Consider the following 17,124-nt stretch of genomic DNA (forward strand, 5'->3'; position numbering starts at 1 on the left):
TGGGTCAGGGGCCCCGCCGGACTCCCGTCAGACCTCTTCGACGCTGCTCGGCTCGCGCCGGGACAGGTCGATACCGAGCTCCTCCGCAGCGCGGAAGACGTCCTCGTCGGTGTCGCGCATCTCGATGGACATACCGTCGCTGGACAGCACCTCCACGTTCAGGCAGAGCGACTGCATCTCCTTGATGAGCACCTTGAAGGACTCGGGGATGCCGGGCTCGGGGATGTTCTCGCCCTTGACGATGGCCTCGTAGACCTTCACGCGGCCGGTGACGTCGTCGGACTTGATGGTCAGCAGCTCCTGGAGCGCGTAAGCGGCGCCGTAGGCCTCGAGTGCCCACACCTCCATCTCACCGAACCGCTGGCCACCGAACTGGGCCTTACCACCCAGCGGCTGCTGGGTGATCATCGAGTACGGGCCGGTCGAACGGGCGTGCAGCTTGTCGTCGACCAGGTGGTGCAGCTTCAGGATGTACATGTAGCCGACCGAGATCGGGTCCGGGAACGGCTCACCGCTACGGCCGTCGAACAGCCGCGCCTTGCCGGACGGGAGCACCATGCGCTCGCCGTCGCGGTTCGGGATGGTGTGCTGCAGCAGACCCGCCAGCTCGTCCTCGCGGGCACCGTCGAAGACCGGGGTGGCGACGTTGGTGCGCGGGGCGACCTTGTCGGCACCGATGGCCTGCAGGCGCTGCGCCCACTCGTCGGCGAGGCCGGAGACGTCCCAGCCGCGGCTGGCGAGCCAGCCGAGGTGGATCTCCAGGACCTGTCCCGGGTTCATTCGGGACGGCACACCCAGCGGGTTGAGGATGATGTCGACCGGGGTGCCGTCCTCCAGGAACGGCATGTCCTCGATCGGCAGGATCTTGGAGATGACACCCTTGTTGCCGTGGCGGCCGGCGAGCTTGTCACCGTCGGTGATCTTGCGCTTCTGCGCGACGTAGACGCGGACCAGCTGGTTCACGCCCGGCGGCAGCTCGTCGCCCTCCTCGCGGTCGAAGACGCGCACGCCGATGACCTTGCCGGTCTCGCCGTGCGGCACCTTCAGCGAGGTGTCACGGACCTCACGGGCCTTCTCACCGAAGATCGCGCGCAGCAGGCGCTCCTCGGGGGTCAGCTCGGTCTCACCCTTCGGGGTGACCTTGCCGACGAGGATGTCACCGGCGATGACCTCGGCACCGATGCGGATGATGCCGCGCTCGTCGAGGTCGGCGAGGACCTCCTCGGAGACGTTCGGGATGTCCCGGGTGATCTCCTCGGGGCCGAGCTTGGTGTCACGGGCGTCGACCTCGTGCTCCTCGATGTGGATCGAGGAGAGGACGTCGTCCTGCACGAGGCGCTGCGACAGGATGATCGCGTCCTCGTAGTTGTGACCCTCCCACGGCATGAACGCCACGAGCAGGTTCTTGCCCAGGGCCATCTCGCCGTTCTGGGTGGCCGGACCGTCGGCGAGGACCTGGCCCTCGATGACGCGGTCGCCCTCGTTGACGATGACCTTCTGGTTGACCGAGGTGCCCTGGTTGGAGCGGGCGAACTTGGCCAGGCGGTACGTGATGTACGTGCCGTCGTCGTTGGCGGTGGTGATGTAGTCCGCGGAGACCTCCTGGACCACACCGGCCTTCTCGGCCTTGACGACGTCGCCGGCGTCGACGGCGGAGCGGTACTCCATGCCGGTACCGACGAGCGGGGCCTCCGACTTAATCAGCGGAACGGCCTGGCGCATCATGTTCGCGCCCATGAGGGCACGGTTGGCGTCGTCGTGCTCGAGGAACGGGATCATGGCGGTCGCGACCGACACCATCTGGCGCGGCGAGACGTCCATGTAGTCCACGTCCTCGGGGCCGACGTAGTCGACCTCGCCGCCACGACGGCGGACCAGGACGCGGCTCTCCTCGAAGCGGAGGTCGTCCGTCAGCGGCGCGTTGGCCTGCGCGATGACGAAGCGGTCCTCCTCGTCGGCGGTCAGGTAGTCGACCTCGTCGGTGACCTGACCGTCGATGACCTTGCGGTACGGGGTCTCGACGAAACCGAACGCGTTGACCCGGCCGTAGGAGGCGAGCGAGCCGATCAGACCGATGTTCGGGCCTTCGGGCGTCTCGATCGGGCACATGCGGCCGTAGTGCGAGGGGTGCACGTCACGGACCTCGAAGCCGGCCCGCTCACGGGAGAGACCACCCGGACCAAGAGCCGACAGACGGCGCTTGTGGGTGAGACCCGACAGCGGGTTGTTCTGGTCCATGAACTGCGACAGCTGGCTGGTGCCGAAGAACTCCTTGATGGAGGCGACGACCGGCCGGATGTTGATCAGGGTCTGCGGCGTGATCGCCTCGACGTCCTGGGTCGTCATGCGCTCGCGCACGACGCGCTCCATACGGGCGAGACCCGTACGGACCTGGTTCTGGATCAGCTCGCCGACGCTGCGCAGGCGGCGGTTGCCGAAGTGGTCGATGTCGTCGGTCTCGACGACGACCGTCTCGCCGTTGTCACCGGTGGTCTCGGTCTCGCCGGCGTGCAGCTTCACCAGGTACTTGATCGTCGCGATGATGTCCTCGACGGTCAGGATGCCCGCGTCCAGCGGGGTGTCCGTACCCAGCTTCTTGTTGACCTTGTAGCGGCCGACCTTGGCGAGGTCGTAGCGCTTGGGGTTGAAGTAGAGGTTCTCCAGCAGCGTCTGCGCGGCCTCGCGCGTGGGGGGCTCGCCCGGGCGCAGCTTGCGGTAGATGTCGAGCAGCGCGTCGTCCTGGCCCTGGGTGTGGTCCTTCTCCAGGGTGGCGCGCATCGACTCGTAGTCGCCGAACTCCTCGAGGATCTGCTCGGTGGTCCAGCCGAGCGCCTTCAGCAGCACGGTGACCGACTGCTTGCGCTTGCGGTCGATGCGGACACCGACCATGTCACGCTTGTCGATCTCCATCTCCAGCCAGGCACCCCGGGACGGGATGATCTTGGCGGAGAAGATGTCCTTGTCGGATGTCTTGTCGATGCTGGAGTCGAAGTAGACACCGGGGGAACGGACCAGCTGCGACACCACGACACGCTCGGTGCCGTTGATGACGAAAGTGCCCTTGTTCGTCATGAGCGGGAAGTCGCCCATGAAGACGGTCTGGGACTTGATCTCACCGGTCTCGTTGTTGGTGAACTCGGCGGTGACGAAGAGCGGGGCGGCGTACGTGAAGTCGCGCTCCTTGCACTCGTCGATGGAGTTCTTCGGCGGCTCGAAGCGGTGGTCCCGGAACGTCAGCGACATCGACCCGGAGAAGTCCTCGATCGGGGAGATCTCCTCGAAGATCTCCTCCAGACCGGACTTGGTGGGGACGTCCTGACCGTTCTCCAGAGCCTCCTCGACCCGAGTCTGCCAGGCGGTGTTGCCGAGCAGCCAGTCGAAGCTCTCGGTCTGCAGCGCGAGCAGGTTCGGAACCTCGAGGGGCTCCTTGATCTTTGCAAAGGAGATGCGCAGCGGGGCGGTGCTGGCGCCGTTGTTCGTATTCGCGGTCGAGGCAGTGCGCGAGGCGGCCAAGAGGGGGTCCTTCCGAGGGCTCGGACTCACTACGCGCGTACCGGTCCCTCTCCTGTACACAGGGACGGAAACCCCAGGTCGGGGGGCATCGGTCGACTGTGCTCAAGTGAGGGCAGACCCCTGGTGACGGGCAGGGGACAGCTAACAGGCAGCGCAAAGGGTCAGTGTAGCCACTTGGCACACTGATGTCCAGCGCGGGTTCTCGACGACCCTCGTTGTGCTCAACGCCTCTCTCAACGCCCTCGGCATCCTGCCCTCAACGCACGTTGATACTGCCCTCTTCGTCGTCGATCCATGCCTCGGATTCGGATCCATGTGACGACGCGTCCTGAGAATTGCGCGCTGCGTGCGGTTCGTCAAGGGCTCCTTGCCGGAACCGGGGCGTCCGAAGACACGACGAAGATCACCTTACCCCGCACGAACACAGGTGCAAGGCAGCCCTCGCCGGGCTCCGGGGAACGCCGAAGGGCGACCACCCGGATGGATGATCGCCCTTCGGTGCGTTCGCGTTACAGCCCTAGCGGGCCGTTGTGGCGCTCGCGAGGGTCTTACTTGACCTCGACGGAGGCACCGGCGCCCTTGAGGGCCTCGGCGGCCTTGTCAGCGGCCTCCTTGTTGACCTTCTCGAGGACCGGCTTCGGGGTGCCGTCGACGAGGTCCTTGGCCTCCTTCAGACCCAGGGAGGTCAGCTCACGCACGACCTTGATGACCTGGATCTTCTTGTCGCCGGCGCCGGTGAGGATGACGTCGAACTCGTCCTTCTCCTCCTCGGCCTCGGCGGCAGCGCCACCGGCGGCACCGCCGGCCACGACGACCGGGGCGGCAGCGGCAGCGGTGACGTCGAACTTCTCCTCGAACGCCTTCACGAACTCGGAGAGCTGGATCAGGGTCATGCCCTCGAACTCGGCGAGCAGTTCGTCCTGGGTGAGAGCCATGATGGCTTTCCTTCCACTAAATCGGCTGGTGCCGGATGTACATGAATGGCGGGCGTACGTTCGGCCCGCTACGACCGCTGCCGTCAGGCGGCGGTCATGATGCGAGCCGAATTACTCGGCACCGCCCTGCTCGGCCTGCTTGGCGCGCAGCGCGTCCACGGTGCGGACGAGCTTCGACGGCAGCGCCTGGAAGACGGAGGCAGCCTGGGACTGCTTCGCCTTGAAGGCACCGGCCAGCTTGCTGAGCAGAACCTCGCGGGACTCGAGGTCCGCAAGCTTCTTGATCTCGTCGGCGGACAGCGCCTTGCCGTCAAGGACACCGCCCTTGATGACGAGATTCGGGTTCTCCTTGGCGAAGTCACGCAGACCCTTCGCCGACTCCACCGGGTCACCGGTGACGAAGGCGACGGCCGTCGGGCCAGCGAAGAGCTGGTCCTCCAGCGTGATCCCGGCCTCCTTGGCCGCAATCTTGGTCAGCGTGTTCTTCACCACGGCGTACTGGGCGTTCTCACCGAGCGACCGGCGCAGCGTCTTGAGCTGCGCCACGGTGAGACCGCGGTACTCGGTCAGCACGGCGGCGTTGGAGCTGCGGAACTTGTCCGTCAGCTCCGCAACCGCGGCAGCCTTGTCGGGCCTCGCCATAGAGCCTCGGCCTCCTTCCGGGTGATTCGGACCGCGCGGACCCGAAGGAGGACTGGGTAAAACGAAACGCCCCGGCGCAGGCGCACGGGGCGGACTCGACCGGTCTTGCACGCGCGGGGCGCGCACTTCCGGGAGTACTTCCACTGACACCTGCGCGGGTCGTCCACTTTTCAGCGGATCCTTCGGCCACCGCACCCTCACGCGAGCGCACGGCAACGACCAGCGGTCTTTGGCTTCCCCGAGAGAGTACGGGACCGTCTCCCCCCAGAGCAAATCGGACCGTTTACGGCGCGGGTGCGGTGGGGATAGGGCGACGGATCGCGGTGGCGTCTCGCCGGTACGGCGCGGAGACGTGATGCGGGCCGGGGCGGTGCGAGCCGGGACGGGCCGTAGGGCGTGACGGGCCGGGGCAGGCTTCTGCGTGGCCTCACGTGGGCGGTGGGCGCCCGGGGCGGGGCGCCGGGCTCCCCCGGGCGCCGGTCGGCGTGCGCAGGGCTCTGCGTGGCCGTGGGGCGGCTCCGGGGGATGCCGGTCGGGCTGGGGGGAGTCGGGCTCAGGCTCAGGAGGCCGTGCCCGTGCCGCCCGTGGTCATGCCGCTGGACTTCATCATGTCCGCGAAGTCCTTGGTGTCGGCGGCCGGCGGGGCCTCGGCGTCGACCTTCACGCCGTAGTCCGAGTACAGCGTGGTGTTGTTCAGGGTGCCATTGGCGGTGTCGGCCTTCTCGGTCTTCTTGACCAGCAGGTCCTGGTCGTTGACCCAGATGTCGATGGTCTCCGTGGTGATGCCGGCCTGGCTGAGCTGCTTCTTCAGGGCCGCCATCTGGTCGGCGTCGAGGTTGCTGGTCTTGTCGGCGAGGTCGGCGACCTTCACCTTGCCCGAGTAGTGCGTGGTGTGGGCGCCGTCGACGCTCTCCTCGCCGACCTTCTTGACGTCGCCGGAGGCCAGCAGCATCTTCACCGACTGGTTCGGCGTGGCGTTCTGCAGCTGGTCCTTCATGTACGACCCCGACGCGCCGCCGAGCTTGGCGAGGTCGTCGTAGGAGTACTTGATCCAGTGCTTGCCGCCGCCCGCCTGCTGGGCGTAGGTGTCGCTCATGTGCGCGTAGTACGCGTCCTGGAGGTACCGGGCCTCCATCGACTGGTTGCCGGCCTTCTTCATCAGCTCGGCCATCTGGCCGCCGGTGTAGGTGATGGTCAGGTTGCCCTTGAGGCCGTCGCTCCAGGTGAGGGCGCCGTTCGCCGTCATCGCCATGAGGTCGCCGAGGGACGTCGTGGAGCGCACCTTGGCCGAGTCGGCCTGGTCGGTGGACTTCTCCACGGACCGCAGCGCGGCGATCGGGCTGAGGTGTATCGCGCCCTTGCCGGCCGCCTTGTCACCGCCCTTGTCGCCGCCCTTGTCCGAGTCGGAGGAGCCGCAGGCGGCCACTCCGGTCAGCGCGGCGACCACCGCGATCGAAAGGGTCGCCCGGCGCACGGTCGTGCTCTTCATCTGTTCCCACCCCTGTTGAGTGTCCTGTGCCTGCACCGTAGCCCAGGCCACTGACAGTCGTTCGAAAGGACGTACACAGAAAGGACGGGCCCGGAACCGGAGAGGTTCCAGGGCCCGCCCTTTTGTCTACGCGTCCCTGACGCGGCTACCACGCTGAGCCAGGGCTCAGACGGCGGCCGGGTCCTCCTCGACGAGGAGGTTGCGGGTGCGGTTCGGGTCGACCGGGATGCCGGGGCCCATCGTGGTGGTGATGGCGGCCTTCTTGATGTAGCGACCCTTGGCGGCGGACGGCTTCAGACGGAGGATCTCCTCCAGCGCGGCGCCGTAGTTCTCCACCAGCTTGGCGTCGTCGAAGGACGCCTTGCCGATGATGAAGTGCAGGTTCGAGTGCTTGTCGACGCGGAACTCGATCTTGCCGCCCTTGATGTCGGTGACGGCCTTGGTGACATCGGGGGTGACGGTGCCGGTCTTCGGGTTCGGCATCAGACCACGCGGGCCGAGGACGCGGCCGAGGCGGCCGACCTTGCCCATGAGGTCCGGGGTGGCGACGACGGCGTCGAAGTCCAGACGGCCCTTCGCGACCTCGTCGATCAGCTCGTCGGCACCGACGATGTCGGCGCCCGCGGCACGCGCGGCCTCGGCACGGTCGCCGGTCGCGAAGACCAGGACCCGGGCGGTCTTACCGGTGCCGTGCGGAAGGTTCACGGTGCCACGGACCATCTGGTCGGCCTTGCGCGGGTCGACACCCAGACGGAAGGCGACCTCGACGGTGGCGTCGAACTTGGTCGTGGAGGTCTCCTTGGCGAGACGGACGGCCTCGAGCGGGGCGTACAGCTTCTCCCGGTCGATCTTGGCGTCCGCAGCGCGGAGAGCCTTGCTGCGCTTGCTCACAACTTGCTCCTGTGTGTTCTGAAAGGAGTCGTGGTCCCTGGGCCGAGCAGGCCCTGCCACGTGCGGCCGCTAAATGCGGGCAGCCGCATGACTGCTACGAAGGTGGGGTTCAGCCCTCGACCGTGACGCCCATGGAACGCGCGGTACCGGCGATGATCTTCGCGGCGGCGTCCAGGTCGTTCGCGTTCAGGTCGGGCATCTTGGTCTGGGCGATCTCGCGGACCTGCGCCTGGGTGATCTTGGCGACCTTGGTCTTGTGCGGCTCGCCGGAGCCCTTCTCGATGCCCGCGGCCTTGAGGATCATCTTCGCGGCCGGCGGCGTCTTGGTGACGAAGGTGAAGGAACGGTCCTCGTAGACCGTGATCTCCACCGGGATGACCCAACCGCGCTGCGACTCGGTCGCGGCGTTGTAGGCCTTGCAGAACTCCATGATGTTGACGCCGTGCTGACCCAGCGCCGGGCCGACCGGCGGAGCCGGGTTGGCGGCGCCGGCCTGGATCTGGAGCTTGATGAGCCCCGTGACCTTCTTCTTCTTGGGAGGCATGCTCTCTCCGGGTCCTTACTGAGAGGTTGATGGCCGTCTGCGACTGCCGGATCCATGCCGATGCACGATCCCGCAGATGGCATACCGCACAACGATAGCCGCTGTCCCTACGAGACAAGAAATCCCCCAGGTCAGGCGTCCTGTGCGGATTCTTCGGGGCGCCGATCGCGCAACACGTGCACGGCCGCGGCGAGCAGCGCGAGCAGGGTCGCGCCCACGGGCACGGCGAGCAGCGCGGCGACGGTCCCGCGCCCGGTGTCGGCGGCGAGCGCCACCCGCTCCGGATCGCCCGGCTCGGCGCGCACGGACACCGTGTCGCCCTCGGCGTGGCCCCGCGCGCGCGTGCCGACCGGCAGGCCGGCCGTCACCCGCTCCCCCGCGACGGCGTACGTCACCGTGCAGCGGCCGAGGAGGCAGGCCCCGTCATGGAAGGTGGCCGCGACCGGCTCGGCGCCGCGCAGGCCGGTGCGCTGCCAGGCCGCGGGTACGCAGACGGCGTACAGCAGGACCAGCGGCACCAGCACGGCCACGGCGACGAGGGCGGGCCGGACACGGCGGAAGCGCCCCGGGCCGGTGTTCACCGGCGGGGCGCTCCCGGGATGTGTGCTCAGTTCTTCTGGATCTGGTCGAAGGACAGCTCGACCGGGGTCTCCCGGCCGAAGATCTCGACCAGGCCCTTGACCTTCTTGGAGTCGGGGTTGATCTCGTTGATGGTCGCCTGGAGCGTGGCGAACGGGCCGTCGGTGACGGTGACCGAGTCGCCGACCTCGAAGTCCAGCACCTGGACCTCGACCTTGCGCTGCGGGGCGGGCTTGCCCTCGGCCTCGGCGGCCTCGCGGGCGGCCTTCTCCTCGGCCTCCGGGGCGAGCATCTTGACGATCTCGTCCAGGGTCAGCGGGTAGGGGTCGTAGGCGTTGCCGACGAAGCCGGTGACGCCCGGGGTGTTGCGGACGACGCCCCAGGACTCGTTGGTCAGGTCCATGCGGACCAGGACGTAACCCGGCAGCTTGTTCTGCTTGATCGTCTTGCGGTCGCCGTTCTTGATCTGGACGACCTCCTCCTGCGGCACCTCGGCCTGGAAGATGTAGTCCTCGACGTTCAGCGAGACGGCGCGCTGCTCCAGGTTGGTCTTCACGCGGTTCTCGTAACCGGCGTAGGTGTGGATGACGTACCACTCGCCGGGCAGGGTGCGCAGTTCCTCGCGCAGGGCCTGGACCGGGTCGACCGGGGCGGCGGGCTCGGCCTCGGCGGCCTCCGCGACGGCTTCCCCGTCGGTCTCGTCGCCCTCGCCCTCGTCCTCGGAGTCGTCCGCGTCGGAGTCGTCCTCGTCCTCGGCGTGCACGGCGGCCTCCTCGGCCGGCTCCCCCGCCTCGGCCTCGGCAGCCTCGAACTCGTCCTGGTCGTCCGCGCCCTCGACGATGTCGAGCTCGTCGTCCACCGTCTCGGCAGCCTGCCCGCGGGGCTCAGTGGCGTCGTCGTTCAGGTTCGGGTCAGACACGATGGCTGCTTCTTCCTGGATACATAGGGGTGGAACATGCGAAAAGGGGCGCCGGTACCACGGCGCCCTTCGCTTTTGGCTCAGCCGAAGACGTACTTGGCCGCGTGGTCGAGCCCATAGTCAATCACGGTCACCAGAGCGATCATGATGACGACGAAGAAGATCACCACGGTGGTGTACGAAGTCAGCTGGTTGCGCGTCGGCCAGACGACCTTGCGGAGCTCCGCGATGATCTGGCGGTAGAAGGTGGCGAGGCGCTTCAGCGGGCCCTTCTTGGCGCGCTTTCCGCCCTTGCGGGCCTTCTTGGACTCGGGCACCTCGTCCTGGGCGTCAGGCGTGTCGATGGAGCCTACGGCGTCCGTCATAGTCCTCACCTGATCCCGGGTCGTGGCCGTGCCGCGCCCGGTTTCTGAGCCGCACGGCGGTGCATTGCTGTACGTACATGCGCACACATCCTGGCGGTGTGTGTAGCAGGGCCGGAGGGACTTGAACCCCCAACCGCCGGTTTTGGAGACCGGTGCTCTACCAATTGAGCTACGACCCTTTGGTGTCCCCCAACGTACCGCATCCGACCGGGTGCCCGATGTGCACCGGCTCGGCGGCGTCCGCGAGAGGCCAACGAGGTGAGAGTGTACGTGGTCCGGGGCCCGGCGTCGAACAGAAAGTGCCCGTCGGGGTCGCGGAAGGGAAGATCGTCCTGGCCGGGGGCCGGATTCGGACCCCTGTTCACCCCTCGGCCGCCGGCTGCCCAGTCTGTGAAACCCGTGTGCCGGGGACATTTCCGGTCTGGAACGATGGGCCGCATGAGCGCTGCAATCCCTCCCACCGAGCGCCGGGTCTCCGCCCGAGTCGGCGCGATCTCCGAGTCCGCCACCCTCGCCGTGGACGCCAAGGCCAAGGCCCTGAAGGCCGCCGGGCGTCCGGTGATCGGCTTCGGCGCCGGTGAGCCCGACTTCCCGACCCCGGACTACATCGTCGAGGCGGCCGTCGAGGCCTGCAAGAACCCCAAGTTCCACCGCTACACCCCGGCCGGCGGCCTGCCCGAGCTGAAGGCCGCGATCGCCGCCAAGACGCTGCGCGACTCCGGCTGGGAGCCCGACGTCTCCCAGATCCTGGTCACCAACGGCGGCAAGCAGGCCATCTACGAGGCCTTCGCCGCGATCCTGGACCCGGGCGACGAGGTCATCGTCCCGGCGCCGTACTGGACGACGTACCCGGAGTCCATCCGCCTGGCCGGCGGTGTCCCGGTGGAGGTCGTCGCGGACGAGACCACCGGTTACCGGGTCTCGGTGGAGCAGCTGGAGGCGGCGCGCACGGAGCGGACGAAGGTGGTCCTCTTCGTCTCCCCGTCCAACCCGACCGGCGCGGTGTACTCCGAGGCCGAGACCGAGGCGATCGGCCGCTGGGCCCTCGAGCACGGCCTGTGGGTGCTCACCGACGAGATCTACGAGCACCTGGTCTACGGCGACGCCGCCGCGGTGTCCCTGCCGGCGCTCCTGCCCGAGCTGCGCGACAAGTGCGTCGTGGTCAACGGCGTGGCGAAGACGTACGCCATGACCGGCTGGCGCGTGGGCTGGGTCATCGGCCCGAAGGACGTCGTCAAGGCCGCGACGAACCTCCAGTCGCACGCCACCTCCAACGTCTCCAACGTGGCCCAGGCGGCCGCCCTGGCCGCCGTCTCGGGCGACCTGGAGGCCGTGGCGAGGATGCGCGAGGCGTTCGACCGGCGCCGCAAGACCATCGTGCGGATGCTCAACGAGATCGACGGCGTGGTCTGCCCGGAGCCCGAGGGCGCGTTCTACGCCTACCCCTCGGTCAAGGCGCTGCTCGGCAAGGAGATCCGCGGCAAGCGCCCGCAGGACACCGTCGAGCTGGCCGCGCTGATCCTGGAGGAGGCCGAGGTCGCGGTCGTCCCGGGCGAGGCGTTCGGCACGCCGGGCTACCTGCGGCTGTCGTACGCGCTCGGCGACGAGGACCTCGTCGAGGGCGTGAGCCGCATCCAGAAGCTGCTGGCGGAGGCGCGGGACTAGTTCCCGGCCGCCACGCGCGCGTGCGGGCCGTCTCCCTGCGGGGAGGCGGCCCGTTCGTGTGTGCGGGCAAGCCCACCTACGGTGAAACGGCTACCGGGAAGGCGGTGGCGTACGGCAGGATCTGGGAATGGAGCGTGTACGTGATCTCTCTGAGCTGCCGAAAGCCCATCTGCACCTGCACTTCACCGGGTCGATGCGACCAGGGACCGTGCTGGAGCTGGCCGACAAGTACGGCGTACGGCTGCCCGACACGCTGAGGGACGCCCTGGTCAGCGGGGATCCGCCCCGGCTGCGCGCCACGGACGAGCGGGGCTGGTTCCGTTTCCAGCGGCTGTACGACGCGGCCCGCTCCTGCCTGCGCACCCCGGAGGACATCCAGCGCCTGGTCCGGGAGGCCGCGGAGGAGGACCTGAAGGACGGCTCGGGCTGGCTGGAGATCCAGGTGGACCCGACGTCGTACGCGCCCCGGCTCGGCGGTCTGATCCCGGCGCTGGAGGTCATCCTGGACGCGGTCGACACGACCTCCCGGGAGACCGGCCTCGGCATGCGCGTCCTGGTCGCCGCGAACCGCATGAAGCACCCGCTGGACGCGCGCACGCTGGCCCGGCTGGCGGTGCGCTACGCGGACCGCGGCGTGGTCGGCTTCGGGCTCTCCAACGACGAGCGGCGGGGTCTGGCGCGGGACTTCGACCGGGCCTTCCACATCGCCCGCGAGGCGGGTCTGCTGTCGGCCCCGCACGGCGGCGAGCTGGCCGGCCCGCCGTCGGTGCGGGACTGTCTGGACGACCTGCACGCCTCCCGGATCGGGCACGGGGTGCGGGCCGCGGAGGACCCGCGGCTGCTGAAGCGGCTGGCCGACCGGGGCGTGACCTGCGAGGTGTGCCCGGCCTCGAACGTGGCGCTCGGCGTGTACGAGAAGCCGCAGGACGTCCCGCTGCGCACCCTCTTCGAGGCGGGCGTGCCGATGGCGCTGGGCGCGGACGACCCGCTGCTGTTCGGCTCGCGGCTGGCCGCGCAGTACGAGATCGCCCGGCACGTCCACGGCTTCTCGGACGCGGAGCTCGCCGAGCTGGCCCGGCAGTCGGTGCGGGGCTCGGCCGCGCCCGAGGAGGACAAGGCGCGGCTGCTGGCGGGCGTGGACGACTGGCTGGCCCGTCCGGCCGCCTAGGCCGCCCGGCGGGGCCGTGGGATCACGTGGCGGGGTCCTGCGGGGTCCGGATGCCGCCGAGCAGGGTCCGGGCGAGGCGGGTGGCGAACTCGTCCACCGGGGGCCGCCGCCCGGTCTCGGTGGCGTCGTAGGCGAAGGCCCGCTGGGCGCAGGCGCCCAGGAGGAGTGAGGCGGCGGCGTAGGTGTCGGCGTCGGCGCGGACCCGGCCGGCGGCCTGTTCGGCGCGGAGGTAGGCGTCCACGCCCTGGATGGGCAGGTGGGGGCCGGAGCCGAGGGCGCGCAGGGTGTCGTCGTGGCGCCGTTTGAGGTGGGTCTCGGCGTACAGGGAGGCCACGATCGGGAAGCTCTGCTCGTAGAAGAGCGCGGCCTGCCGGGCGATCTCGGTGAGGTTCTCCTCCAGGGTGGCCCGTCCCGGGGCGGCGGCGAGGCCGTCGAGCAGCGGGGTGAGCCGGGGCAGCCGCTCGGTGAGGACCCGTACGAACAGCTCTTCCTTGCTGTCGAAGTACTTGTAGAGGGCCGCTTCGGAGCAGCCGGCCGCGCGGGCGATCTCCTTGGTGGTGGCGCGGGCGAGCCCGACGGTGAGCATCAGCTCGTGGGCGGCGTCGAGGATGCGCACACGCGCGGGCTTCGTCTCCACGGGCTCCATGGGATTCCTCTCGGCCTTGACGGGTGGGTGAGTGCTTACCCACTCTAGGAGGGGGAGGGGTGAGTGAGTGCTCACCCACCCGCTGTCGGGGCGGGGTACGGGAGGAAAGTCACCATGAAGCTCACTGTTTTCGGCGCCACCGGGGGAACCGGCCGCGAGCTGGTCCGCCAGGCCCTGGACGCCGGTCACGAGGTCACGGCGGTCGTCCGGGACCCCGCCAGGCTCCCGGTGTCCGGGGACCGCCTGGAGGTCGTCCGCAGCGGCCTGGACGACCCCGAGGAGCTGCGCGCCGCCGTCCGGGGCCGGTACGCCGTCCTGTCCGGCCTGGGGCCGCGCGGCCGCAAGGCCGACGGGGTGACCGCGCGGCTGACCCGTGCGATCACCGGTGCCATGGAGGCGGAGGGGGTGCGCCGGCTGCTGGTGGTCAGCGCCAGCCCGGTCGGCCCGGCCCCCGAGGGCGACGGCCCCCTGGACCGCGCGGTGCGGGGCATCGTGTCGGCGGTCCTGAAGGACGTGTACGCCGATCTGCGCGAGATGGAGGCCGATCTGGCCCGCAGCGACACCGACTGGACGTGCGTACGGCCGCCGCGGCTCCAGGACAAGCCGCTCACCGGCCGCTACCGCACGGTCGTCGGCGGCACCCCCGTCAAGGGCCGCTTCCTCGCGCGCGCGGACGTCGCGCACGCGATGCTGTCGATGATCGACGCCAAGGAGACCGTGCGGCAGGGCGTGGGAGTGGCGTACTGAGCCGGTACGGCGGCTCGCGCGAGACCCGTCCCCACAGATTCGCGAGACCCGTCCCTACAGGCTCACGCCGACGGTCACCGGCTCGTTGACGAGCGTGACGCCGAAGGCCGCGCGGACCCCGTCGACCACCTCGCGGGCCAGGGCGAGCAGGTCCTCCGTGGTGGCCTCGCCCCGGTTGGTCAGGGCGAGGGTGTGCTTGGTGGAGATGCGGGCGGGCCCGGTGCCGTAGCCCTTGGTGAAGCCCGCCTTGTCGATCAGCCAGGCCGCGGAGGTCTTCGTACGGCCCTGCCCCGCCGGGTAGGCGGGCGGTTCGACGCCCTCGCCCAGCCGCTCGCGCACGCGCGCGTGGAAGGCGGCGAACTGTTCGTCGGTGAGGATCGGGTTGGTGAAGAAGGAACCGGCGGACCAGGTGTCGTGGTCCTCGGGGTCCAGCACCATGCCCTTGCCGGCGCGCAGCCTCAGCACGGTCGCGCGGGCGTCGGCGAGCGGCACCCGGTCGCCGGTCGCCACGCCGAGCGCGCGGGCGGTCTCGGCGTACTTCAGCGGCGCGGACAGCCCGTGCGCGTCCTCCAGCTCGAAGCGGACCCGGAGGACGACATAGCGGTCCGGGTCGGCCTTGAAGCGGCTGTGGCGGTAGGAGAAGGCGCACTCCTCGTTCGTCAGGGTGACGGTCTCGCCGGCCCGGCGGTCGTACGCGATCACCTCGGTGATCGTCGAGGAGACCTCCTGGCCGTAGGCGCCCACGTTCTGGATCGGCGTGGCGCCCGCGGAGCCGGGAATGCCGGCCAGGCACTCGATCCCGGCGAGCCCGGCCTCCACGGTGCGGGCGACGGCGTCGCTCCACACCTCGCCGGCCGCCAGCTCCAGCGTGGTGCCGCGCAGTTCGCACCCGCGCGTGGCGATGCGCAGCGCGGTGCCGTCGAACCCCTTGTCGCCGATGACCAGGTTCGAGCCGCCGCCGATGACCAGCAGCGGCGTGCCGCTGTCGTCGGCCTCGCGGACCGCGGCGATCACCTCGGCGTCGGTGCCGGCCGTGACCAGCCGGGTAGCGGTGCCGCCCAGCCGGAAGGTGGTCAGCGGGGCAAGGGGGGCGTCGTGGAGTACCTGCACGGGGCCAAGCGTACGAGACGTCACCGAGGGGGCCGGGCAGGCGGGGACCCCTGCCCGCGGTCGGCCTGCGGGGCCGCGAAGGCGGACCGGCACGTAAGGCGCGCGACATGTAACGCGACAGGTAAGGGGCGCCCTCACGACAAGGACGCCCCTTACCTCTGCTCCGGACCCGTCAGGCCAGGCGTACGACCGCCCGGGACATGCCCAGCACCTTCTGGCCGGCGCTCATAGCCGTCAGGTCCACCCGGACGGTGTGGTCGTCCAGCTTGGCCGCGACCTTGCCGCTGACCTCGATCAGCGCGCCCTGGTCGTCGTTCGGGACGACGACGGGCCGGGTGAAGCGGACGCCGTACTCCACGACCGCGCCCGGGTCCCCGGTCCAGTCCGTGACCACCCGGATCGCCTCGGCCATGGTGAACATGCCGTGCGCGATGACGTCCGGCAGGCCCACCTCCTTGGCGAACTTCTCGTTCCAGTGGATCGGGTTGAAGTCCCCCGAGGCACCGGCGTAGCGCACCAGCGTGGCGCGCGTCACGGGGAAGCTCCGCGCCGGCAGCTCGGTGCCGACCTCGACCTCGTCGTACGCGATCTTCGCCGTCATCGGATCCTCACGCCTCCTCGGCCGCGCGGGCCACGAGCTTGGTCCAGGCGGTCACGACGAGTTCGCCGGACTCGTCGTGGACCTCGCCGCGGATGTCCAGGATGTCGTTGCCCGCGAGGGACTTGATCGCCTCGATGGTGGAGGTGACCGTGAGCCGGTCGCCGGCGCGCACCGGGCGGGCGTAGGCGAACTTCTGGTCGCCGTGTACCACGCGGCTGTAGTCCAGGCCGAGCTGCGGGTCCTGGACGACCTGTCCGGCGGCCCGGAAAGTGATGGAGAACACGAAGGTCGGCGGGGCGATCACATCGGGGTAGCCGAATTCCTTGGCGGCCTCGGGATCGGTGTACACCGGGTTGGTCTCGCCCACCGCCTCGGCGAACTCGCGGATCTTCTCCCGGCCCACCTCATAGGGCGCGGTGGGCGGGTAGGTCCGTCCCACGAAGGACTGGTCGAGCGCCATGGCCCGGCACCTCCTGATCTTTGCTGTGATGGCCCCAAATTAGCCGGAAACCGGCCGGGGAATGCGCACGGGGCCGCTGGGGCGCTCGCTACGGAGTCGCTACGGAGGACGAGCCGGGGAAACGCCGTGAGGCCGCCCCCTCGGAAGGGGACGGCCTCACGAACGAGCCTGAATTTATCGCGTTTCGCGGTGCGCGGTGTGCGCGTTGCAACGCGGGCAGTGCTTCTTCATCTCAAGACGGTCCGGGTTGTTACGCCGGTTCTTCTTGGTGATGTAGTTCCGCTCCTTGCACTCCACGCAGGCCAGCGTGATCTTCGGGCGGACGTCGGTGGCAGCCACGTGAGTGCTCCTAAGACGAACGGATGGACTGGTTCAACGCAAGAAAGAGTAGCCGATCGAAGGACCGACCCCGCAATCGGCTACTGTCAGTAGCGGTGACCGGACTTGAACCGGTGACACAGCGATTATGAGCCGCTTGCTCTACCGACTGAGCTACACCGCTTTGATGAGATCAGCTCCCGCCTTGCGGCGGGAACCTCTCACACCAGAGCCCCAAAACGGAATCGAACCGTTGACCTTCTCCTTACCATGGAGACGCTCTGCCGACTGAGCTATTGGGGCGAGCGATGAAGACATTACACGGTCCGCCGCCGTTCGCCCAAATCCGTATCCCGCCGCCCGCCGGAGTGCCCTTCGCGGCCCGTCCGGCAGCCCCCCGCGGGGGGCCCGGCAAGGGCGGACCACGCCGGTACGACTATTGCGCTCCTGCCGGATCCGCGCGGCTCACGAGCCTAGGCTCGACTCGCCCTGCGTGATCTTGGGGCGACCCACGCGCCCCGCCCTCACGCCG

Annotated in this window: 17 protein-coding genes and 3 tRNA genes; 3 read left to right on the forward strand and 17 right to left on the reverse strand. The window is 69.3% G+C overall.

The window, feature by feature from the left end:
• Positions 1-27: 27 nt before the first annotated feature.
• From rpoB to IH25_RS0101265, 10 genes are all read right to left on the reverse strand, one after another.
• Positions 28-3,513 (reverse strand): DNA-directed RNA polymerase subunit beta, encoded by a 3,486-nt coding sequence (gene rpoB / locus IH25_RS0101220; protein ID WP_030601289.1) that lies wholly within the window; start codon positions 3,511-3,513, stop codon positions 28-30.
• Positions 3,514-4,061: 548 nt separating this feature from the next.
• Positions 4,062-4,448 (reverse strand): 50S ribosomal protein L7/L12, encoded by a 387-nt coding sequence (rplL, locus tag IH25_RS0101225; RefSeq protein ID WP_030601294.1) that lies wholly within the window; start codon positions 4,446-4,448, stop codon positions 4,062-4,064.
• Between the two features lie 111 nt (positions 4,449-4,559).
• The gene (rplJ, locus tag IH25_RS0101230; RefSeq protein ID WP_030601305.1) at positions 4,560-5,090 is read right to left on the reverse strand and encodes a 50S ribosomal protein L10; all 531 of its coding nucleotides are present in this window, start codon (positions 5,088-5,090) and stop codon (positions 4,560-4,562) included.
• A gap of 559 nt (positions 5,091-5,649) precedes the next feature.
• Entirely contained in the window at positions 5,650-6,579 is a 930-nt protein-coding gene (locus IH25_RS0101235) for a hypothetical protein (protein WP_030601308.1), read from the reverse strand.
• Between the two features lie 165 nt (positions 6,580-6,744).
• Positions 6,745-7,470 (reverse strand): 50S ribosomal protein L1, encoded by a 726-nt coding sequence (gene rplA / locus IH25_RS0101240; protein ID WP_030601310.1) that lies wholly within the window; start codon positions 7,468-7,470, stop codon positions 6,745-6,747.
• 109 nt (positions 7,471-7,579) lie between these two features.
• Entirely contained in the window at positions 7,580-8,014 is a 435-nt protein-coding gene (gene rplK / locus IH25_RS0101245) for a 50S ribosomal protein L11 (protein WP_030601313.1), read from the reverse strand.
• Positions 8,015-8,145: 131 nt separating this feature from the next.
• Entirely contained in the window at positions 8,146-8,595 is a 450-nt protein-coding gene (locus IH25_RS38395; RefSeq protein WP_051753600.1) for a hypothetical protein, read from the reverse strand.
• A gap of 26 nt (positions 8,596-8,621) precedes the next feature.
• On the reverse strand, positions 8,622-9,512 hold the full coding sequence (gene nusG, locus IH25_RS0101255) for a transcription termination/antitermination protein NusG (protein WP_030601347.1): 891 nt from the start codon (positions 9,510-9,512) through the stop codon (positions 8,622-8,624).
• 80 nt (positions 9,513-9,592) lie between these two features.
• Positions 9,593-9,877, reverse strand: a complete 285-nt coding sequence (gene secE / locus IH25_RS0101260; protein ID WP_030601348.1) for a preprotein translocase subunit SecE — start codon at positions 9,875-9,877, stop codon at positions 9,593-9,595.
• Positions 9,878-9,983: 106 nt separating this feature from the next.
• Positions 9,984-10,056 (reverse strand) — tRNA-Trp (locus IH25_RS0101265).
• A gap of 259 nt (positions 10,057-10,315) precedes the next feature.
• On the opposite strand from IH25_RS0101265, the gene IH25_RS0101270 reads away from it, so the two are divergent.
• On the forward strand, positions 10,316-11,542 hold the full coding sequence (locus IH25_RS0101270) for a pyridoxal phosphate-dependent aminotransferase (protein ID WP_030601350.1): 1,227 nt from the start codon (positions 10,316-10,318) through the stop codon (positions 11,540-11,542).
• Between the two features lie 127 nt (positions 11,543-11,669).
• Positions 11,670-12,710: an adenosine deaminase gene (locus tag IH25_RS0101275; RefSeq protein WP_030601352.1), complete on the forward strand. Its 1,041-nt coding sequence runs from the start codon at positions 11,670-11,672 to the stop codon at positions 12,708-12,710.
• 22 nt (positions 12,711-12,732) lie between these two features.
• Here IH25_RS0101275 and IH25_RS0101280 read toward each other — a convergent pair whose 3' ends face one another.
• Positions 12,733-13,356 (reverse strand): TetR/AcrR family transcriptional regulator, encoded by a 624-nt coding sequence (locus tag IH25_RS0101280; RefSeq protein ID WP_030601355.1) that lies wholly within the window; start codon positions 13,354-13,356, stop codon positions 12,733-12,735.
• 114 nt (positions 13,357-13,470) lie between these two features.
• Between IH25_RS0101280 and IH25_RS0101285 the strand changes: the two genes are divergently transcribed.
• Positions 13,471-14,103, forward strand: a complete 633-nt coding sequence (locus tag IH25_RS0101285) for an NAD(P)-dependent oxidoreductase (protein ID WP_030601359.1) — start codon at positions 13,471-13,473, stop codon at positions 14,101-14,103.
• Between the two features lie 54 nt (positions 14,104-14,157).
• Here IH25_RS0101285 and IH25_RS0101290 read toward each other — a convergent pair whose 3' ends face one another.
• The 6 genes from IH25_RS0101290 to IH25_RS0101315 form a co-directional block, all read right to left on the reverse strand.
• Positions 14,158-15,213 carry a UDP-N-acetylmuramate dehydrogenase gene (locus IH25_RS0101290; protein ID WP_030601364.1) on the reverse strand — a complete coding sequence of 352 codons (1,056 nt, stop codon included), beginning with the start codon at positions 15,211-15,213 and terminating at the stop codon, positions 14,158-14,160.
• A 172-nt stretch (positions 15,214-15,385) separates the two neighbouring features.
• Positions 15,386-15,814: a MaoC family dehydratase gene (locus IH25_RS0101295; protein WP_030601366.1), complete on the reverse strand. Its 429-nt coding sequence runs from the start codon at positions 15,812-15,814 to the stop codon at positions 15,386-15,388.
• A gap of 7 nt (positions 15,815-15,821) precedes the next feature.
• Positions 15,822-16,274, reverse strand: coding sequence for a MaoC family dehydratase N-terminal domain-containing protein (locus IH25_RS0101300; RefSeq protein ID WP_030601369.1), 453 nt, complete (start codon positions 16,272-16,274; stop codon positions 15,822-15,824).
• Positions 16,275-16,448: 174 nt separating this feature from the next.
• Positions 16,449-16,613: a 50S ribosomal protein L33 gene (gene rpmG / locus IH25_RS0101305; RefSeq protein ID WP_003948671.1), complete on the reverse strand. Its 165-nt coding sequence runs from the start codon at positions 16,611-16,613 to the stop codon at positions 16,449-16,451.
• A gap of 90 nt (positions 16,614-16,703) precedes the next feature.
• Positions 16,704-16,776 (reverse strand) — tRNA-Met (locus IH25_RS0101310).
• 46 nt (positions 16,777-16,822) lie between these two features.
• Positions 16,823-16,895, reverse strand: a tRNA-Thr gene (locus IH25_RS0101315).
• Positions 16,896-17,124: the final 229 nt, after the last annotated feature.

The sequence above is a fragment of the Streptomyces achromogenes subsp. achromogenes genome (assembly GCF_000720835.1).
Classification (GTDB): domain Bacteria; phylum Actinomycetota; class Actinomycetes; order Streptomycetales; family Streptomycetaceae; genus Streptomyces; species Streptomyces achromogenes.